General features: G+C 51.6%; 14 protein-coding genes. 12 read left to right on the top strand and 2 right to left on the bottom strand.

Annotation, left to right across the window (positions count from 1 at the left end):
• Together A0129_RS01525 and A0129_RS01520 are read left to right on the top strand one after the other, a co-directional pair.
• Entirely contained in the window at window positions 1-822 is an 822-nt protein-coding gene (locus A0129_RS01525; RefSeq protein ID WP_291711756.1) for an RNA methyltransferase, read from the top strand.
• 47 nt (window positions 823-869) lie between these two features.
• Entirely contained in the window at window positions 870-2,549 is a 1,680-nt protein-coding gene (locus A0129_RS01520) for a cryptochrome/deoxyribodipyrimidine photo-lyase family protein (protein WP_291711754.1), read from the top strand.
• A gap of 23 nt (window positions 2,550-2,572) precedes the next feature.
• On the opposite strand, the gene A0129_RS01515 is transcribed toward A0129_RS01520, so the two are convergent.
• Window positions 2,573-3,409 carry a pyruvate, water dikinase regulatory protein gene (locus A0129_RS01515; RefSeq protein ID WP_291711752.1) on the bottom strand — a complete coding sequence of 279 codons (837 nt, stop codon included), beginning with the start codon at window positions 3,407-3,409 and terminating at the stop codon, window positions 2,573-2,575.
• A 136-nt stretch (window positions 3,410-3,545) separates the two neighbouring features.
• On the opposite strand from A0129_RS01515, the gene ppsA reads away from it, so the two are divergent.
• Genes ppsA through A0129_RS01500 form a run of 3 tightly spaced genes read left to right on the top strand, consistent with a single transcriptional unit; the run spans window position 3,546 to window position 7,344 of the window.
• Window positions 3,546-5,954, top strand: a complete 2,409-nt coding sequence (gene ppsA, locus A0129_RS01510) for a phosphoenolpyruvate synthase (protein ID WP_291711750.1) — start codon at window positions 3,546-3,548, stop codon at window positions 5,952-5,954.
• Window positions 5,955-5,969: 15 nt separating this feature from the next.
• A complete protein-coding gene (locus A0129_RS01505; RefSeq protein WP_291711748.1) occupies window positions 5,970-6,392 on the top strand; it encodes an NfeD family protein in 423 nt (140 codons plus the stop codon).
• Window positions 6,393-6,438: 46 nt separating this feature from the next.
• The gene (locus A0129_RS01500) at window positions 6,439-7,344 is read left to right on the top strand and encodes an SPFH domain-containing protein (RefSeq protein WP_105029107.1); all 906 of its coding nucleotides are present in this window, start codon (window positions 6,439-6,441) and stop codon (window positions 7,342-7,344) included.
• A gap of 16 nt (window positions 7,345-7,360) precedes the next feature.
• On the opposite strand, the gene smpB is transcribed toward A0129_RS01500, so the two are convergent.
• Complete coding sequence (gene smpB, locus A0129_RS01495; RefSeq protein ID WP_291711746.1) at window positions 7,361-7,810, bottom strand: SsrA-binding protein SmpB; 450 nt, start codon at window positions 7,808-7,810, stop codon at window positions 7,361-7,363.
• A 101-nt stretch (window positions 7,811-7,911) separates the two neighbouring features.
• Between smpB and A0129_RS01490 the strand changes: the two genes are divergently transcribed.
• From A0129_RS01490 to A0129_RS01460, 7 genes are all read left to right on the top strand, one after another.
• Window positions 7,912-8,358: a type II toxin-antitoxin system RatA family toxin gene (locus A0129_RS01490; protein WP_291711745.1), complete on the top strand. Its 447-nt coding sequence runs from the start codon at window positions 7,912-7,914 to the stop codon at window positions 8,356-8,358.
• A complete protein-coding gene (locus A0129_RS01485) occupies window positions 8,358-8,714 on the top strand; it encodes an RnfH family protein (protein ID WP_291711742.1) in 357 nt (118 codons plus the stop codon). Before A0129_RS01490 ends, A0129_RS01485 begins: the two co-directional genes overlap by 1 nt.
• Window positions 8,715-8,803: 89 nt before the next feature.
• Window positions 8,804-10,264, top strand: coding sequence for an IMP dehydrogenase (gene guaB / locus A0129_RS01480; protein ID WP_291711740.1), 1,461 nt, complete (start codon window positions 8,804-8,806; stop codon window positions 10,262-10,264).
• Window positions 10,265-10,290: 26 nt separating this feature from the next.
• Window positions 10,291-11,283 (top strand): GAF domain-containing protein, encoded by a 993-nt coding sequence (locus A0129_RS01475; RefSeq protein WP_291711738.1) that lies wholly within the window; start codon window positions 10,291-10,293, stop codon window positions 11,281-11,283.
• Between the two features lie 56 nt (window positions 11,284-11,339).
• Complete coding sequence (guaA, locus tag A0129_RS01470) at window positions 11,340-12,962, top strand: glutamine-hydrolyzing GMP synthase (protein WP_291711734.1); 1,623 nt, start codon at window positions 11,340-11,342, stop codon at window positions 12,960-12,962.
• Window positions 12,963-13,156: 194 nt separating this feature from the next.
• Window positions 13,157-13,927 carry an ABC transporter ATP-binding protein gene (locus tag A0129_RS01465; RefSeq protein ID WP_291711731.1) on the top strand — a complete coding sequence of 257 codons (771 nt, stop codon included), beginning with the start codon at window positions 13,157-13,159 and terminating at the stop codon, window positions 13,925-13,927.
• Window positions 13,927-14,649 carry an ABC transporter ATP-binding protein gene (locus A0129_RS01460; protein ID WP_291711728.1) on the top strand — a complete coding sequence of 241 codons (723 nt, stop codon included), beginning with the start codon at window positions 13,927-13,929 and terminating at the stop codon, window positions 14,647-14,649. The genes A0129_RS01465 and A0129_RS01460 overlap by 1 nt, the downstream gene beginning before the upstream one ends.
• Window positions 14,650-14,682: the final 33 nt, after the last annotated feature.

Genomic DNA, 14,682 nt, shown 5'->3' with positions numbered 1-14,682 from the left:
ATGAGTTACGAACGCAACTTCATGCTCATTGAATCGGCACAGAATGAGCGGCTAAAAACAGCCATCAAATTGCTGAATTCAAACCACACGCTACGCAACAGCGGCCTGGCCGCTGCCGAGGGATTACACCTCGCTGAAATACTTCTGCACCTGCCGGGTGTGCACATCGAATCGGTCTGGATTCCTCAAAGTTTGTTGAACAAGCCTGAATGGTTAACCATGTCGGCCCTGAGCGATGTGCTGAACAACGGAGAGGTGCGCTGTTTGGTGCTTAGCGATGCACTTTATTCAAAGCTTAGCAAACTGAGCACTCCCACCGGGCCAATGATCTTTTTTAAGCCTGTGGACGCCAGCGCTGCCATTGACTTAAATCGGGATATCGCCTTACTGGATGGCATTCAAGATCCAGGCAATGTGGGCACCTTGTTGCGAAATTGTGCAGCAGCAGGGGTTCACCAAGTGGCTTTGAGCAACCACAGCGCGTGGGTATGGAGTGACAAGGTGCTGCGAGCAGGCATGGGTGCCCAGTTCGGCTTGCAGCTGTATGCTGAGGATGACTTGCTGAAGGCACTTTCAGCAGCCGCACTAAAAACACCGGTGCGCGTGACCAGCCTGCATCCCAAAAGCGTTGACCTGTTCAACGCCAATTTAAGGCCTGCGGGTGTGTGGGTATTCGGCAGCGAGGGGCAGGGCGTTAGTCAAGCCTGGCTGGACCGCGCCAGCGAACACATTCGAATTCCACAAAGCCAGACCATTGAAAGCCTGAATGTAGGCAGCAGCAGCGCAGTGTGTTTGTTTGAACAATTCAGGCAAAGGCGGTAAAATCAAATACACTGTACACTTAAACAGTGGTATCTGGATTTCGCTGCATGCACTTGCACCTTGTTTGGCTGAAAAAAGACCTACGCCTGAGCGACCATGCTCCCTGGCATGCGGCGATCGCATCCGCCAGGGACAATCAGGGTTGCGTCGCCGCCTTGTATTGCCTTGAACCCAAACTGATCAAGCAGCCCGACAGTGCCCCACAACATTTTGAGTTTGCCCGTGAGTGTCTACAGGAATTGGCGGAGCAAATGCCAGAGCACGTGCCTTTGCTGCTGGCCAAAGCCAATGCCACTGTGGCCTTGCAAACACTGACCTTGTGCTACGAGCGAATCACCATTTACAGCCATGAGGAAACAGGTAATTGGGCCAGCTATGAGCGTGACAAGGAAGTGAGGGTCTGGTGTGAACGCGAGTCGATACCTTGGTTTGAATTCCAAAACAATGCAGTGATACGCAGGCTAAAAAATCGCGATGAATGGGGTAAGTTGTGGCTGGACACCATGCGTAAACCCCTGCTGCCGGTACCGGATTTTTCAGAATTACCCCAAGTCACCTGGTTTGACTTTCCCCAACAATTGCAAGAAAAGCTGGAAGTCAACGGATTGCCTTGTGTGCAGCTAAACCGTTCACTTTGGCCGCAATGGGCACAATTTGTACATTTTTACCCGAAACATTTAACTGACAAGGCTTTACGTCAACGTGGTGGGCGCCAACAGGCACAGGCCTGTTTGAAGGAGTTTTTGAATGAGCGCGGTATGAACTACCGTTTTGAGATGTCCAGCCCCTTGAGCGCTGAGTCAGCCTGCTCACGCCTGTCGCCTTACCTTGCTTTTGGTGTCATTTCCATTCGGGAAGTGCTGGAGGCATTGGGCTTGGCCCGTCAGCAACTGGCAGAAAGCGGATTGTCACCCAAAGCACAAACACAGTGGAAGCAATCCCTGAAATCGTTCGAGAGCCGTTTGCATTGGCATTGCCACTTCATTCAAAAACTGGAAAGCGAACCCGAGCTTGAATTTCGATCAGCCCATCGTGGTTTGAATGCCATGCGCAATTTCGCCGAGCTTGGCCCGGAAGAAAATCAAAAAGCACTGGCCTGGATAGAAGGGCGTACCGGTTTTCCCATGGTGGATGCCTGCATGCGAATGTTGCGCGCCACGGGTTGGGTTAACTTCCGCATGCGTGCCATGCTTGTGGCATTTGCGTCTTACCAACTCTGGCTGGATTGGCGACACACGGCGCCCATGTTGGCGCGTGAATTTCTCGACTACGAGCCTGGCATTCACTACCCGCAATTTCAAATGCAGTCGGGCGTCACAGGTATTAACACCTTGCGCATTTACAACCCGGTGAAACAAGCCAAAGATCATGATCCCAAAGGAGTGTTCATCAGGCGCTGGATACCAGAGCTGAAAAACATCCCCGATCCATGGATAGGGGAGCCCTGGAATACGCCACAACTCATTCAGCAAGAGTGCGGATGCGTGATTGGGGTGGACTACCCGTGGCCTGTAGTGGATCCCGACTCAGCCATTTCGAAAGCGCGGTCCAAAATTACCGAATTCAGGCACCGCAAAGGTTTTGTGGAGGAATCACAGCGTGTTTATGAAAAACACGGCTCCAGAAACCCCAACCGCAATGGCAGTGTCACCCCTAAACGGCGCAGCCAGAAGAAACGATCCGACGAGTCAATGATCGAGACCGATATACAGCAAAGTTTATTTTGAACCAGATTGATGAAGGCGCAAACTCAGTAAATTGGGGAGCCCAAATTCAATTGTTGCAGAATCGTGGTCGAGATTTCTTCAATGGATTTGCTGGTCGAGCTAAGCCAGCTGATTCCCTCTCGGCGCATCATGAACTCGGCTGCCCGGATTTCTTGCCTGCAATTTTCAAGCGACGCATACTTGCTGCCCGGACGTCGCTCGTTGCGTATCTCGCTCAAGCGTTCTGGTGATATTGAAAGTCCAAAAATCTTGTCCTTGAACGGGGGTAGGGCCGCTGGCAACTCTCCACGCTCAAAGTCCTCTGGAATCAATGGGTAATTGGCGGCCTTGATGCCATATTGCATTGCCAGATAAAGGCTGGTTGGTGTTTTACCAGACCGGGAAACACCCACCAAAATGACATCGGCTGCCTGTAGGTCCTTGTGAGTTTGACCATCGTCATGCGCCAGTGTGTAGTTAATCGCTTCAATGCGGTTTTTGTACTGCTCGTTGTCAGCAATGGTGTGCGAACGGCCAATGCGATGTGTGCTTTTGATGTCCAGTTCTTTTTCCAAGGGTTCCACAAAGGTGAGGAACAAATCCATGAACACACCATCAGCCTGTTTCACGACGTCGTTGATGACCGTGTTCACCAGGGTGCTGAACACGATGGGTTTTTGGCCATCGTATTTCGCAATGTCATTGATCTTTTGTCGGGCTGAAATTGCCTTCACTTCTGAATCAATAAAGGGAATGCGAATTTGCTTGAAACGTATGCCTTCAAATTGGGACAACACCGAGTGGCCGAGGGTTTCCGCCGTAATGCCAGTGCCGTCTGACACAAAAACCACGGTGCGCTCCTGGCTTACATTTTCTGACATGAATCAATCCTGTGTGTATCGGTGGCAAAAGATCGGGTTACAGTTACAATCATAAAAAGAAATCAGGGGAAATAGTCGATGCGCGTGCTCCCAAATCGCCGCATTCACTATTTCTTTTGAACTATAAGGTGAATCAATGTCAACAAATCAAGGAGTTAGCCCAACAGCTCTTGTTGCGCCATTCGAAAAGCTTCGAATGGAAGATGTAGAAACTGTCGGCGGTAAAAACTCGTCTTTGGGAGAAATGATCTCCCAATTGGCCGAAACTGGCGTGCGAGTGCCTGGCGGCTTTGCCACCACAGCCCATGCCTTCCGCGAATTCCTGAAAGCCAACAATCTGGTTGAGCGTATCAACGCCAAGCTGGACGCCCTGAACGTAGACGATGTTCGCGCACTGACCCAAGCAGGTGCCGAGATTCGCCAATGGGTTGTCGAGGCTCCCTTGCCAGCGGATCTCGAACAGGAAATTCGCAGCGCCTACGCCACGATGATGGCTCAAAGCGGCGGTGACATTTCGGTGGCTGTTCGCTCCTCCGCCACCGCTGAAGATTTGCCGGATGCTTCTTTTGCCGGTCAGCAAGAATCTTTCCTGAACGTGACGGGCATCGATGATGTTCTGGAAAAAATCAAGGAAGTGTTCGCTTCGTTGTACAACGATCGCGCCATTTCTTACCGCGTACACAAAGGATTTGCGCACGCGGACGTGGCTTTGAGTGCAGGTGTGCAGCGCATGGTTCGCTCTGACAAAGCTGCCTCTGGTGTCATGTTTACCATGGACACTGAAAGCGGATTTGATCAAGTGGTGTTCATCACTTCCAGCTACGGATTGGGTGAAACCGTGGTGCAAGGCGCAGTGAACCCCGATGAGTTCTACGTATTCAAGCCCACATTGGCTGCGGGAAAATACCCCATCATTCGCCGTCAAATTGGATCTAAATTGATCAAGATGGAATTTGATGCGTTGAAGGAAAGCGGCAAGAGTGTTCGCACCGTGGACGTGCCTGCCGAACAGCGTAACCGTTATTCGCTGAATGACGATGACGTCATCGAACTGGCCAAGTACGCCATGATCATCGAGAAGCATTATGGCCGTCCAATGGATATTGAGTGGGGCAAAGACGGGATCGATGGCAAGCTCTATATTTTGCAAGCTCGTCCTGAAACCGTAAATTCCCAAAAAGACAATGATGTGCAGCTGCGCTACAAACTCAAAGGCAACTCTGCGATTCTGAGCTCTGGCCGCGCCATCGGTCAGAAGATTGGCGCGGGCTCAGTGCGGGTGATCAATGATTCTTCGGAAATGGACCGTGTACAGGCCGGCGACATTTTGGTGACCGACATGACCGACCCCAACTGGGAACCAGTCATGAAGCGCGCGGCAGCCATTGTGACCAACCGAGGTGGCCGCACCTGCCACGCCGCAATTATCGCCCGTGAACTTGGTATTCCCGCGGTTGTAGGTTGTGGCGATGCCACCGAGAAACTCACGGAAGGCATGCTGGTGACGGTTAGCTGCTCCGAAGGTGACACCGGCTATATTTACGAAGGTCTTCTGGAAACCGAAGTCAGTGAAGTCAAGCGCGGCGCATTGCCTGAAATTCCTGTGAAGATCATGATGAACGTGGGCAACCCTCAGTTGGCCTTTGAGTTTTGCCAATTGCCCAACAAGGGCGTTGGTTTGGCACGCTTGGAATTTATTATTAACAACGCCATCGGCATTCACCCGAAAGCAATTCTTGATTATCCGAACGTGGATGCCGACTTGAAGAAAGCCGTGGAAAGTGTGGCGCGTGGCCATGCCAGCCCGGTTGCATTTTTTGTGGATAAATTGGCGGAGGGCGTGGCCACAATCGCCGCTGCGTTCTACCCAAAGCCGGTTATTGTTCGCATGTCCGATTTCAAGTCCAATGAATACCGCAAGCTGATCGGCGGCAGTCGCTACGAACCTGAAGAAGAAAACCCGATGCTCGGCTTCCGCGGCGCAGCCAGATACATCTCTGAGGAATTCGCAGAGTGTTTCGAAATGGAATGTTTGGCCCTCAAGCGAGTTCGTGAGCAAATGGGCCTGGACAATGTGCAAATCATGATTCCATTTGTTCGTACCTTGAATCAGGCCGCACGGGTGGTTGACCTGTTGGCACGAAACGGTTTGAAGCGCGGCGATAACGGGTTGAAAGTGGTCATGATGTGCGAAGTACCTTCCAATGCAGTGCTGGCCGACCAGTTCCTCGAATATTTCGATGGTTTCTCGGTGGGTTCCAACGACCTGACCCAGCTTACCCTGGGCCTGGACCGGGATTCAGGGCTGGATATTTTGGCTGCTGATTTCGACGAACGAGACCCTGCCGTGCGCGCCCTGTTGAGCAAGGCCATCGAGGCTTGCAAATCCAAAGGCAAATACGTGGGTATTTGCGGGCAAGGACCTTCCGATCATCCGGATTTTGCGTTGTGGCTGGCGGGCGAGGGAATTGAATCGATTTCCTTGAACCCCGATACCGTGATTGACACTTGGCAGAAATTGGCTGACAAGTTCAACAAAAAGTAAACAGGAGTTACACCATTGAGCAATTTGTCACTGTGGTTGGTATTGGCGGGTATTTTGTTGATTGCCGAAATGACCACAGGCACGTTTTATCTGCTCATGGTGTCCTTGGGAGCGGCCATCGGTGCATTGATGGCCTATCTAGGCTACGGTCTTGAAATTCAAATTGGCGCAGCCGCTGTGTTTGCAGTGGCTGGCAGCCTTCTTCTTCGTAACCGTTCAGTCAAACGAAGCACCACAGACAAACAACACGATGTGCTCGACATTGGCAACAAACTTGAAATTCCTAGCTGGAATACGGGTGGACGTACCAATGTTCAATACCGTGGTGCCACTTGGGCAGCAGAGAGCACCGACAGCACGCCTGTAACTGGCCTGCATCAAATTGTCGATGTTCAGGGCAATGTCCTGAAAGTTAAAAGCGTATCGACACACGCGTAATCGGCCAAGCCTCGTCCCCGGGTCCGCCAATCAAAGGAGAAAATTCATGGAAGTTTCAATTGTCATATTGATATTGGCGATTGTGTTCGTCAGCCAGGCGCTGCGTATTGTGCCTCAGCAAAGTGCATGGGTGGTTGAGCGTTTGGGCAAATACGACCGCACCTTGCAGGCTGGTCTGAACTTTTTAGTGCCATTCATCGAGCGTGTTTCCTACAAACATTCGTTAAAAGAAATTCCCTTGGATGTACCCAGCCAGGTGTGTATTACCAAGGACAACACTCAGCTTCAGGTTGATGGCATTTTGTATTTTCAGGTGACTGACGCGATGCGGGCCAGCTACGGCTCAAGCGACTACATCAGTGCGATCACCCAACTGGCGCAAACCACCTTGCGATCGATTATTGGTCGCATGGAGTTGGACAAAACCTTTGAAGAGCGCGACATGATCAACGCGGCGATTGTAAATGCTTTGGATGAAGCGGCACTGAACTGGGGCGTTAAGGTATTGCGATATGAAATCAAAGACTTGACGCCACCACGTGAGATTTTACTTTCAATGCAGGCGCAAATTACGGCGGAACGTGAAAAGCGCGCCCTGATTGCCGCTTCAGAAGGGCGCAAGCAGGAGCAAATCAATATTGCCAACGGTGAACGGGAATCTGCAATTGCCCGCTCCGAAGGTGACCGAATTGCTGCCATCAACCGCGCCCAGGGTGAAGCGGGCGCGATTCGGGAAATTGCCGAAGCCACTGCCGATGCATTGCGAAAAGTGGCCGCAGCGGTGGCGGAACCTGGGGGTATGGAAGCAGTGAACCTGAAGGTGGCAGAGCAGTACATCGAGGCCTTTTCTGGAGTGGCCAAGGCTGGCAATACCTTGATACTGCCGGGCGACCTTTCCAACATGGGTTCCATGGTGGCGGCAGCGATGCAGGTGGTGAAGCAGGGGAAATAATTCTCCTGCGGCGAGTTCAGGTGCGGTGAATCTTCATCAACCGTTCCTGCTCTCGCTTCCAATCCTTGTCCTTCAGGGTATCCCGTTTGTCATGCTGCTTTTTGCCCTTAGCAAGAGCCATGTCTACTTTCACCCGGCCATTTTTGAAATGCAGGTTCAGGGGTACCAGTGAATAACCCCTTTGTTCGACCTTACCAATTAGCCGGTTAATTTCCTTTTTGTGCATCAATAACTTGCGTGTACGGGTATTGACGGGATTGACGTGAGTTGACGCACTGGTCAGTGGCGAAATATGGCAGTTCAGTAACCACAACTCACCATTGCGAACCACAATGTGGCTTTCCTTGATTTGAACGCGGCCATCGCGAATGGATTTGACCTCCCAGCCTTCCAGCACAATACCCGCCTCATACTTCTCTTCAATGAAGTAATCAAAACCTGCTTTTTTGTTGTCAATAATGCTCATGAATTCGGTGAAAACGTCCTTTGGGTGCGGCGCAGCGTGAAAAACGCTAAAATAGAGAGTTTAATCCTTTCTCCGAGCGGGAAACAAACCCTTCAGCATTCATGGCCATTGTAGAAAAATCCGTGTTGGTTCATTTTTCCACGCAACAAATGTTTGATTTGGTGCGGGCCGTGGCCGATTATCCTCAGTTTTTACCTTGGTGCGGCGCCGGAAGCGTGGAGCCTGTCGATATCCATACAGAAAAAGCGACCGTAGAAATTGCATTCAAAGGTGTCAAGCAAAGCTTTTGCACCATGAATCGGCTCAACCCCGGCACGGAAATTCACATGACCTTGGTAGAGGGTCCGTTCACGCATCTGGAAGGTATCTGGCAGTTCATTGAACTCACGCCTGAGGCCTGCAAAGTACATTTCAAACTGGAGTATGAGTTTTCAAGCAAAGTGCTCGAGCAACTCGTAGGACCTGTTTTTACCAGCTTGGCCAACAGTTTTGTGGATTCATTCATTAAACGTGCTGAATCACTACACAGCACGGGAGCAGGGCGATAATGCTTGTGCACTGGCTTGAACTTGGCTCTGGCGATGGCGGCGTGCTCACGTCGAGGCCCTCACCACTGAATCTGCCAGAAACAGCCACTGTGGAGCATGCACTACAAGCAATTGGCTTAAGCAACGACCGAATTCAACATTTACTCAGAGAGCGAGCGGTCGCAGTGTATGGCCTTTACGCCACGGAAGGTATGGTGCTTCACTCAGGCGATCGCATCGAAATTCTGGATGGCCTGAGTTTTGACCCAATGGAAAGTCGCCGTAGGCGTGCCCAGCACAAGGTGCTGACAAAACGCCAGAAAGAATTGGCCAAATACGAGCGCCGAAGCCGCAAGCAATCGAAAACGGCTCTCTAAAACTTAAATTCCCCGGTTTTTCTGTTTGCAAACCAAAACAGGCACGCCGGGTATCCTTTATAATTCGCTTTTGCGCAAGGAGAAATTGCATGCGTGTCACGCAGAAAGCGTTAACGTTTGATGATGTATTGCTGGTTCCTGCGTACTCAGACGTTCTTCCCAAAGACACATCCCTGTCTACCCAACTGACCCGAAACATCAGCCTGAATATTCCTTTGGTGTCTGCCGCCATGGACACAGTCACTGAGGCAAGGCTGGCCATTGCAATGGCGCAGGAAGGTGGTATTGGTATTGTTCACAAGAACCTGACTGCAACGCAGCAAGCCGCTGAGGTAGCCAAAGTAAAACGCCACGAGTCTGGCGTGCTTCGCGACCCGATCACGATCGAGCCTGAACTCACCGTCCGACAGGTAATTGCCCTGACACAGCAACACAAAATTTCAGGTTTGCCAGTCGTTAAAAACGGCAAAGTGGTTGGTATTGTGACGAATCGCGATTTGCGTTTTGAAACCAAACTGGACCAACCCGTTTCCAATGTCATGACACCACGCGAGCGCTTGGTCACCGTGTCGGAAGACGACAGCCTGGAGCAGGCCAAAGCGCTGATGCACAAGCACCGCCTGGAGCGGGTACTGGTGATGGACGCGGACAACACGCTGAAAGGCTTGATCACAGTTAAAGACATTCAAAAAGCGACTGAGCACCCATGGGCCAGCAAGGATATCCACGGTAAATTGCGTGTAGGCGCAGCGGTTGGTGTGGGTGATGGCACTGAAGAACGTGTTGAAAAGCTGGTGGCTGCTGGCGTGGACGTCATCGTTGTTGATACAGCCCACGGTCACAGCAAAGGCGTGTTAGACCGGGTTCGCTGGGTAAAGCAAAACTACCCACAGGTGGACGTAATTGGCGGCAACATCGCCACAGCCAGTGCTGCGTTGGCCTTGATGGAACATGGTGCAGACGGCGTGAAAGTGGGTATTGGCCCAGGTTCAATTTGTACCACCCGCATTGTGGCTGGCGTGGGTGTTCCCCAAATCAGCGCAATCGCCAATGTGGCCAAGGCCCTAAAGGGCACCGGCGTGCCCGTGATTGCAGATGGCGGCATTCGTTACTCTGGTGACATTTCCAAGGCTCTGGCAGCAGGTGCAAGTGCCGCCATGATGGGTGGTATGTTCGCCGGTACTGAAGAAGCGCCAGGTGAAGTGGTTTTGTTCCAGGGCCGCAGCTACAAGGCCTACCGCGGCATGGGGTCCTTGGGCGCCATGACACAGGGGTCTGCAGACCGCTACTTCCAAGACCCAGCCAACAATGCCGACAAACTGGTACCCGAGGGAATTGAAGGTCGAGTGCCTTACAAAGGCTCTGTGCTGTCCATTATTTTCCAGTTGGTCGGTGGCGTTCGGTCATCTATGGGTTATGTCGGTTGTCGCTCAATCTCGGAAATGCATGAGAAGGCTGAGTTTGTTGAAATTTCTTCAGCTGGCATTCGAGAATCACATGTGCATGACGTTCAAATTACCAAGGAAGCACCGAACTATCATGTCGATTGACAAGGCCTGAGCACAGCGAAGCAACCATGCAAAAACCTGACATTCCGCACAACGAAGAAGAAAGAACACGGGCTATCCAGAACTTGGGGATGATTTACTCGCCCTCTGAAGCCCGGTTTGATCGCATCACGCGTTTGGTTTGTCGGCATTTTGATATCGACACGGCGCTGGTCACCATTGTGTACAAGGAAATTCAATGGTTCAAATCCCTGCAGGGCCTGAATGCCTGCTCCACTGACAGGGAGGTATCTTTCTGTGGACACGCGATTCTCAGCGATGAACCACTGATTGTGGAAAATGCGCTGCTGGACCCCCGGTTCATGGACAATCCATTGGTCGTTGACGGACCTAGAATCCGGTTTTATGCAGGTCAGCCCATCCGGGATGCATTCGGTATTACCATTGGTACACTTTGCGTGATTGACAGCGTGCCACGGGCTTTTTCTCAGGAAGATCGGCAGGATTTGCGAGATTTTGCACGCCTGGTTGAGGCGGAAATTGCGAAACCTGTGGACGATAACATCGTCACGCGGTTCGTTCGCTCACTCAACGAGCACCAACGGTCCTTGCTGATTGACCCAATTGTGGGTTCTTGGAACCGACGCGGCTTTGAGGCACTTCTGGACAAAGAGCTGGAGCATGCTTCGCGAAAGGGAGAAGATCTTTCCCTGTTGCATGTCAAACTCAGTTCATTTGACTTGATTTTGAACAGGTTTGGTCATGATCGAATCATTGACTTCACCAAATTCACCGCGGCCATCATTCGGGATGCTTTGCCAAATGGATCGAGCGTTGGCTCTTTGGGGGCGGATGCTTTTGTAGCAGTTTGCTCAGGCATGACCAGTTCAGAGGTGGCTCGTATACTGGAGCAACTCAAAACAAGCTTTGCTGAAACAACTCTGGAAACACATGGCGTAAAAGCACTGGTTGACGTGGAAATCAATTTTCTCACCCTGTCCGGCGAGGACCTACGGTGTACGGCCGTGCAGGCAGTGGATCGCATACTCAGCCTTAGCTAAACCAGGTACAACGTTGCCTTGGGCCAATTACCTTTAATACATTCAAAGAACGCTTCATGAATCATCAGAAAATTTTGGTACTCGACTTCGGGTCACAGGTCACACAACTTATTGCTCGACGCGTGCGTGAATGTGGGGTTTTCTGCGAAATTTTGCCCTGCGACGTAGACCCGGAACGCATCAGGGAATACGGAGCATCTGGCATTGTGTTGTCGGGTAGCCACCAGTCTGCTTATGAAGAAAGCACCGACCGGGCGCCCGAGTTGGTGTTTAATCTTGGCGTACCTGTGCTGGGTATTTGCTACGGCATGCAGACCATGGCCATGCAACTCGGCGGCAAAGTTGAAGCGGGTACGGTTCGGGAATTTGGCCATGCCCAAATTCGGGCTCACGGCCACACAAAACTGTTTGATGGCATTCAAGACGAGACCAACGAGCAAGGCCATGGTCTGTTGAATGTGTGGATGAGCCACGGTGACAAGGTGACCGAGCTTCCCCCAAACTTCAAGTTGATGGCTTCTACACCCTCATGCCCAATCGCCGGCATGGCGGATGAAGCACGCGGGTTTTATGCCGTGCAGTTTCACCCCGAAGTGACACACACCAAGAAGGGCAAGGAGATACTGGCTCGCTTTGTTCGCGATATTTGCGGCTGTAAAGGTGATTGGTCCATGCCCGGTTTTGTGGATGAAGCGGTTGAAAAGATTCGTGCCCAAGTCGGCACCGATGAAGTGATTCTGGGCCTTTCCGGTGGCGTAGATTCTTCAGTGGCAGCCGCATTGATTCACAAGGCAATTGGCGACCAACTAACCTGCGTATTTGTAGACCACGGCTTGCTTCGTTTTAAAGAAGGCGAACAGGTCATGGAAACCTTTGCCAAACATTTGGGTGTGCGTGTTGTGCATGTCAACGCCACGGAGGAATTCATGGGACAGCTGAAAGGCGTTACCGACCCCGAGGCCAAACGCAAAATTATTGGTAAAGCATTCGTGGATGTATTCCAGCGCGAGGCTGGTATGCGAGCCAACGCCAAGTGGCTTGCACAGGGCACCATTTACCCGGACGTCATTGAATCAGCAGGCGCAAAAACAGGCAAAGCCACCAGCATCAAGAGCCACCACAACGTGGGCGGCTTGCCGGATACGCTGAACCTGAAATTGCTTGAACCCTTGCGCGATTTGTTCAAGGACGAAGTGCGTAAGCTTGGCGTTGAACTTGGCCTTGACCCTGAAATGGTTTACCGCCACCCATTCCCCGGGCCTGGTCTTGGTGTTCGTATTTTGGGTGAAGTAAAAGCCGAATACGCGGAAATTTTGCAGCGTGCCGATGCCGTATTCATTGAAGAATTGCGAAATACCAAAGCCACAGCCAAAGACGCCGCGGCTGAATTGTGCACCGAGGAACAAATCGGAAAAAGCTGGTATGACCTGACCAGCCAGGCCTTTGCAGTGTTCTTGCCAGTGAAATCGGTGGGTGTGATGGGCGATGGTCGCACCTACGAATACGTGGTGGCCATTCGCGCAGTACAAACCCAAGACTTCATGACAGCACACTGGGCTCACCTGCCTTATGCGTTGTTGGGCCGTATCTCCAATCGCATCATCAATGAAGTAAAAGGTGTAAACCGGGTGGTCTACGACGTATCGGGCAAACCACCTGCGACCATTGAGTGGGAATAAGCCAATAAAGCACATCCCATCACTTACCCCACCCTTACAGAAGAGCCCGCAAATGCGGGCTTTTTTCCATTCAGGGGGTGAGGTTTGCCCTAATTCCCGAATGAAAACACACATGCCACCATCGCTGACAATATTTAACCATCGGCGCAGCCCGGCACCGGTTGGCACAACGACAATGACAACATGGAGAACCCATGGCAGAAGTAGTGTTGGAGACAAGGGCGCTGACCAAGGAATTCAAAGGATTCACTGCAGTCAGCGATGTGAATTTAAAGGTACAGCGGGGACACATACACGCGCTAATCGGCCCCAACGGTGCGGGTAAAACGACCTGCTTCAATTTGTTGACTAAATTTTTAACGCCCACTTCGGGCCAAATTCTGTTCAACGGCAAAGACATCACCAGTGCAAAGCCAGCCCAAATCGCCAGGCAAGGCATTATTCGGTCGTTTCAAATTTCCGCAGTATTCCCACACCTCACTGTGCTTGAAAATGTACGTATTGGCCTGCAGCGTCCATTGGGTAATTCGTTTCATTTCTGGAAAAGTGAGAAAAAACTCTCGGTGCTCAATGACAAGGCCATGGCTTTGCTCGCGCTGGTTGATCTGGAAAGCTTCGCAGACACTCTGACCGTGGACCTGCCGTACGGTAGAAAACGTGCGCTTGAAATTGCAACCACATTGGGCATGGAACCTGAATTGATGCTGCTGGATGAACCCACCCAGGGCATGGGCCACGAGGATGTGGACCGCGTAACCCAATTGATCAAGAAAGTATCCGTCGGCAGAACCATATTGATGGTTGAACACAATATGAATGTGGTGGCGGGTATTAGCGATCGCATCTCCGTGCTTCAACGCGGTGCAGTGCTGGCTGAAGGCAGTTATGCCGAGGTTTCACGTAACCCCGAGGTGATGGAGGCCTACATGGGCTCAAGCACCGGCGTACTTGAGGGTGCGCACTGATGAATAAAGTATCGACGGGCACTGCGCTTGAAATCGCCGGGCTTAACGCTTGGTATGGCGAATCACACATTTTGCACAACCTGAACCTGACCGTTAAAACCGGGGAGGTGGTCACATTGCTTGGGCGAAATGGAGCAGGGCGCACCAGTACCCTGCGCGCAATCATGGGATTGACAGGTTCACGGAAAGGATCGATCAAGATCAACGGCACCGAGGCAATCAATATGCCCACCCACAAAATTGCCCACTTGGGTGTAGGTTACTGCCCGGAAGAACGTGGCATATTTTCCTCGCTGTCTGCTGAAGAGAACCTGATGCTTCCCCCCTATGTTTCAAATGCCGACCGGGGTATGAGTGTTGCAGAAATATATGAGATGTTCCCCAACCTGGCCGAACGCAAGAAAAGCCAGGGCACGCGTTTGTCTGGCGGTGAACAGCAAATGCTGGCCGTCGCACGCATTCTGAGAACTGGCGCCAAACTCTTGCTGCTGGATGAAATTTCTGAGGGGCTTGCACCGGTGATTGTTCAAGCTCTGGCCAAAATGATCACCACCCTGAAATCGAAGGGTTACACCATTGTGATGGTAGAACAGAATTTTCGTTTTGCAGCCCCCCTGGCTGACCGGTTTTACGTGGTGGAACACGGCCAAATTGTGGAGGCTTTTGCTTCCTCGGAACTCGATGAAAAAATGCCCGTTCTGCATTCGCTGCTGGGCGTATAAAAACCAACCTTTCAAGGGATTGGACTTAAACCA

Origin of the sequence: Limnobacter sp. CACIAM 66H1 (assembly GCF_001601825.1) — a bacterium.
Classification (GTDB): Bacteria; Pseudomonadota; Gammaproteobacteria; order Burkholderiales; family Burkholderiaceae_B; genus Limnobacter.
Note: the sequence above shows the minus strand (reverse complement) of the source record. Positions and strands in the feature narration are given on the sequence as shown.

Excerpts from the sequence above, each read along its gene's own strand:
- A0129_RS01525 (WP_291711756.1), top strand. The coding sequence starts at position 1 with ATGAGTTACGAACGCAACTTCATGCTCATTGAATCGGCACAGAATGAG.
- A0129_RS01520 (WP_291711754.1), top strand. The coding sequence starts at position 870 with ATGCACTTGCACCTTGTTTGGCTGAAAAAAGACCTACGCCTGAGCGAC.
- A0129_RS01515 (WP_291711752.1), bottom strand. The coding sequence starts at position 3,409 with ATGTCAGAAAATGTAAGCCAGGAGCGCACCGTGGTTTTTGTGTCAGAC.
- ppsA (WP_291711750.1), top strand. The coding sequence starts at position 3,546 with ATGTCAACAAATCAAGGAGTTAGCCCAACAGCTCTTGTTGCGCCATTC.
- A0129_RS01500 (WP_105029107.1), top strand. The coding sequence starts at position 6,439 with ATGGAAGTTTCAATTGTCATATTGATATTGGCGATTGTGTTCGTCAGC.
- smpB (WP_291711746.1), bottom strand. The coding sequence starts at position 7,810 with ATGAGCATTATTGACAACAAAAAAGCAGGTTTTGATTACTTCATTGAA.
- A0129_RS01490 (WP_291711745.1), top strand. The coding sequence starts at position 7,912 with ATGGCCATTGTAGAAAAATCCGTGTTGGTTCATTTTTCCACGCAACAA.
- A0129_RS01485 (WP_291711742.1), top strand. The coding sequence starts at position 8,358 with ATGCTTGTGCACTGGCTTGAACTTGGCTCTGGCGATGGCGGCGTGCTC.
- guaB (WP_291711740.1), top strand. The coding sequence starts at position 8,804 with ATGCGTGTCACGCAGAAAGCGTTAACGTTTGATGATGTATTGCTGGTT.
- A0129_RS01475 (WP_291711738.1), top strand. The coding sequence starts at position 10,291 with ATGCAAAAACCTGACATTCCGCACAACGAAGAAGAAAGAACACGGGCT.
- guaA (WP_291711734.1), top strand. The coding sequence starts at position 11,340 with ATGAATCATCAGAAAATTTTGGTACTCGACTTCGGGTCACAGGTCACA.
- A0129_RS01465 (WP_291711731.1), top strand. The coding sequence starts at position 13,157 with ATGGCAGAAGTAGTGTTGGAGACAAGGGCGCTGACCAAGGAATTCAAA.
- A0129_RS01460 (WP_291711728.1), top strand. The coding sequence starts at position 13,927 with ATGAATAAAGTATCGACGGGCACTGCGCTTGAAATCGCCGGGCTTAAC.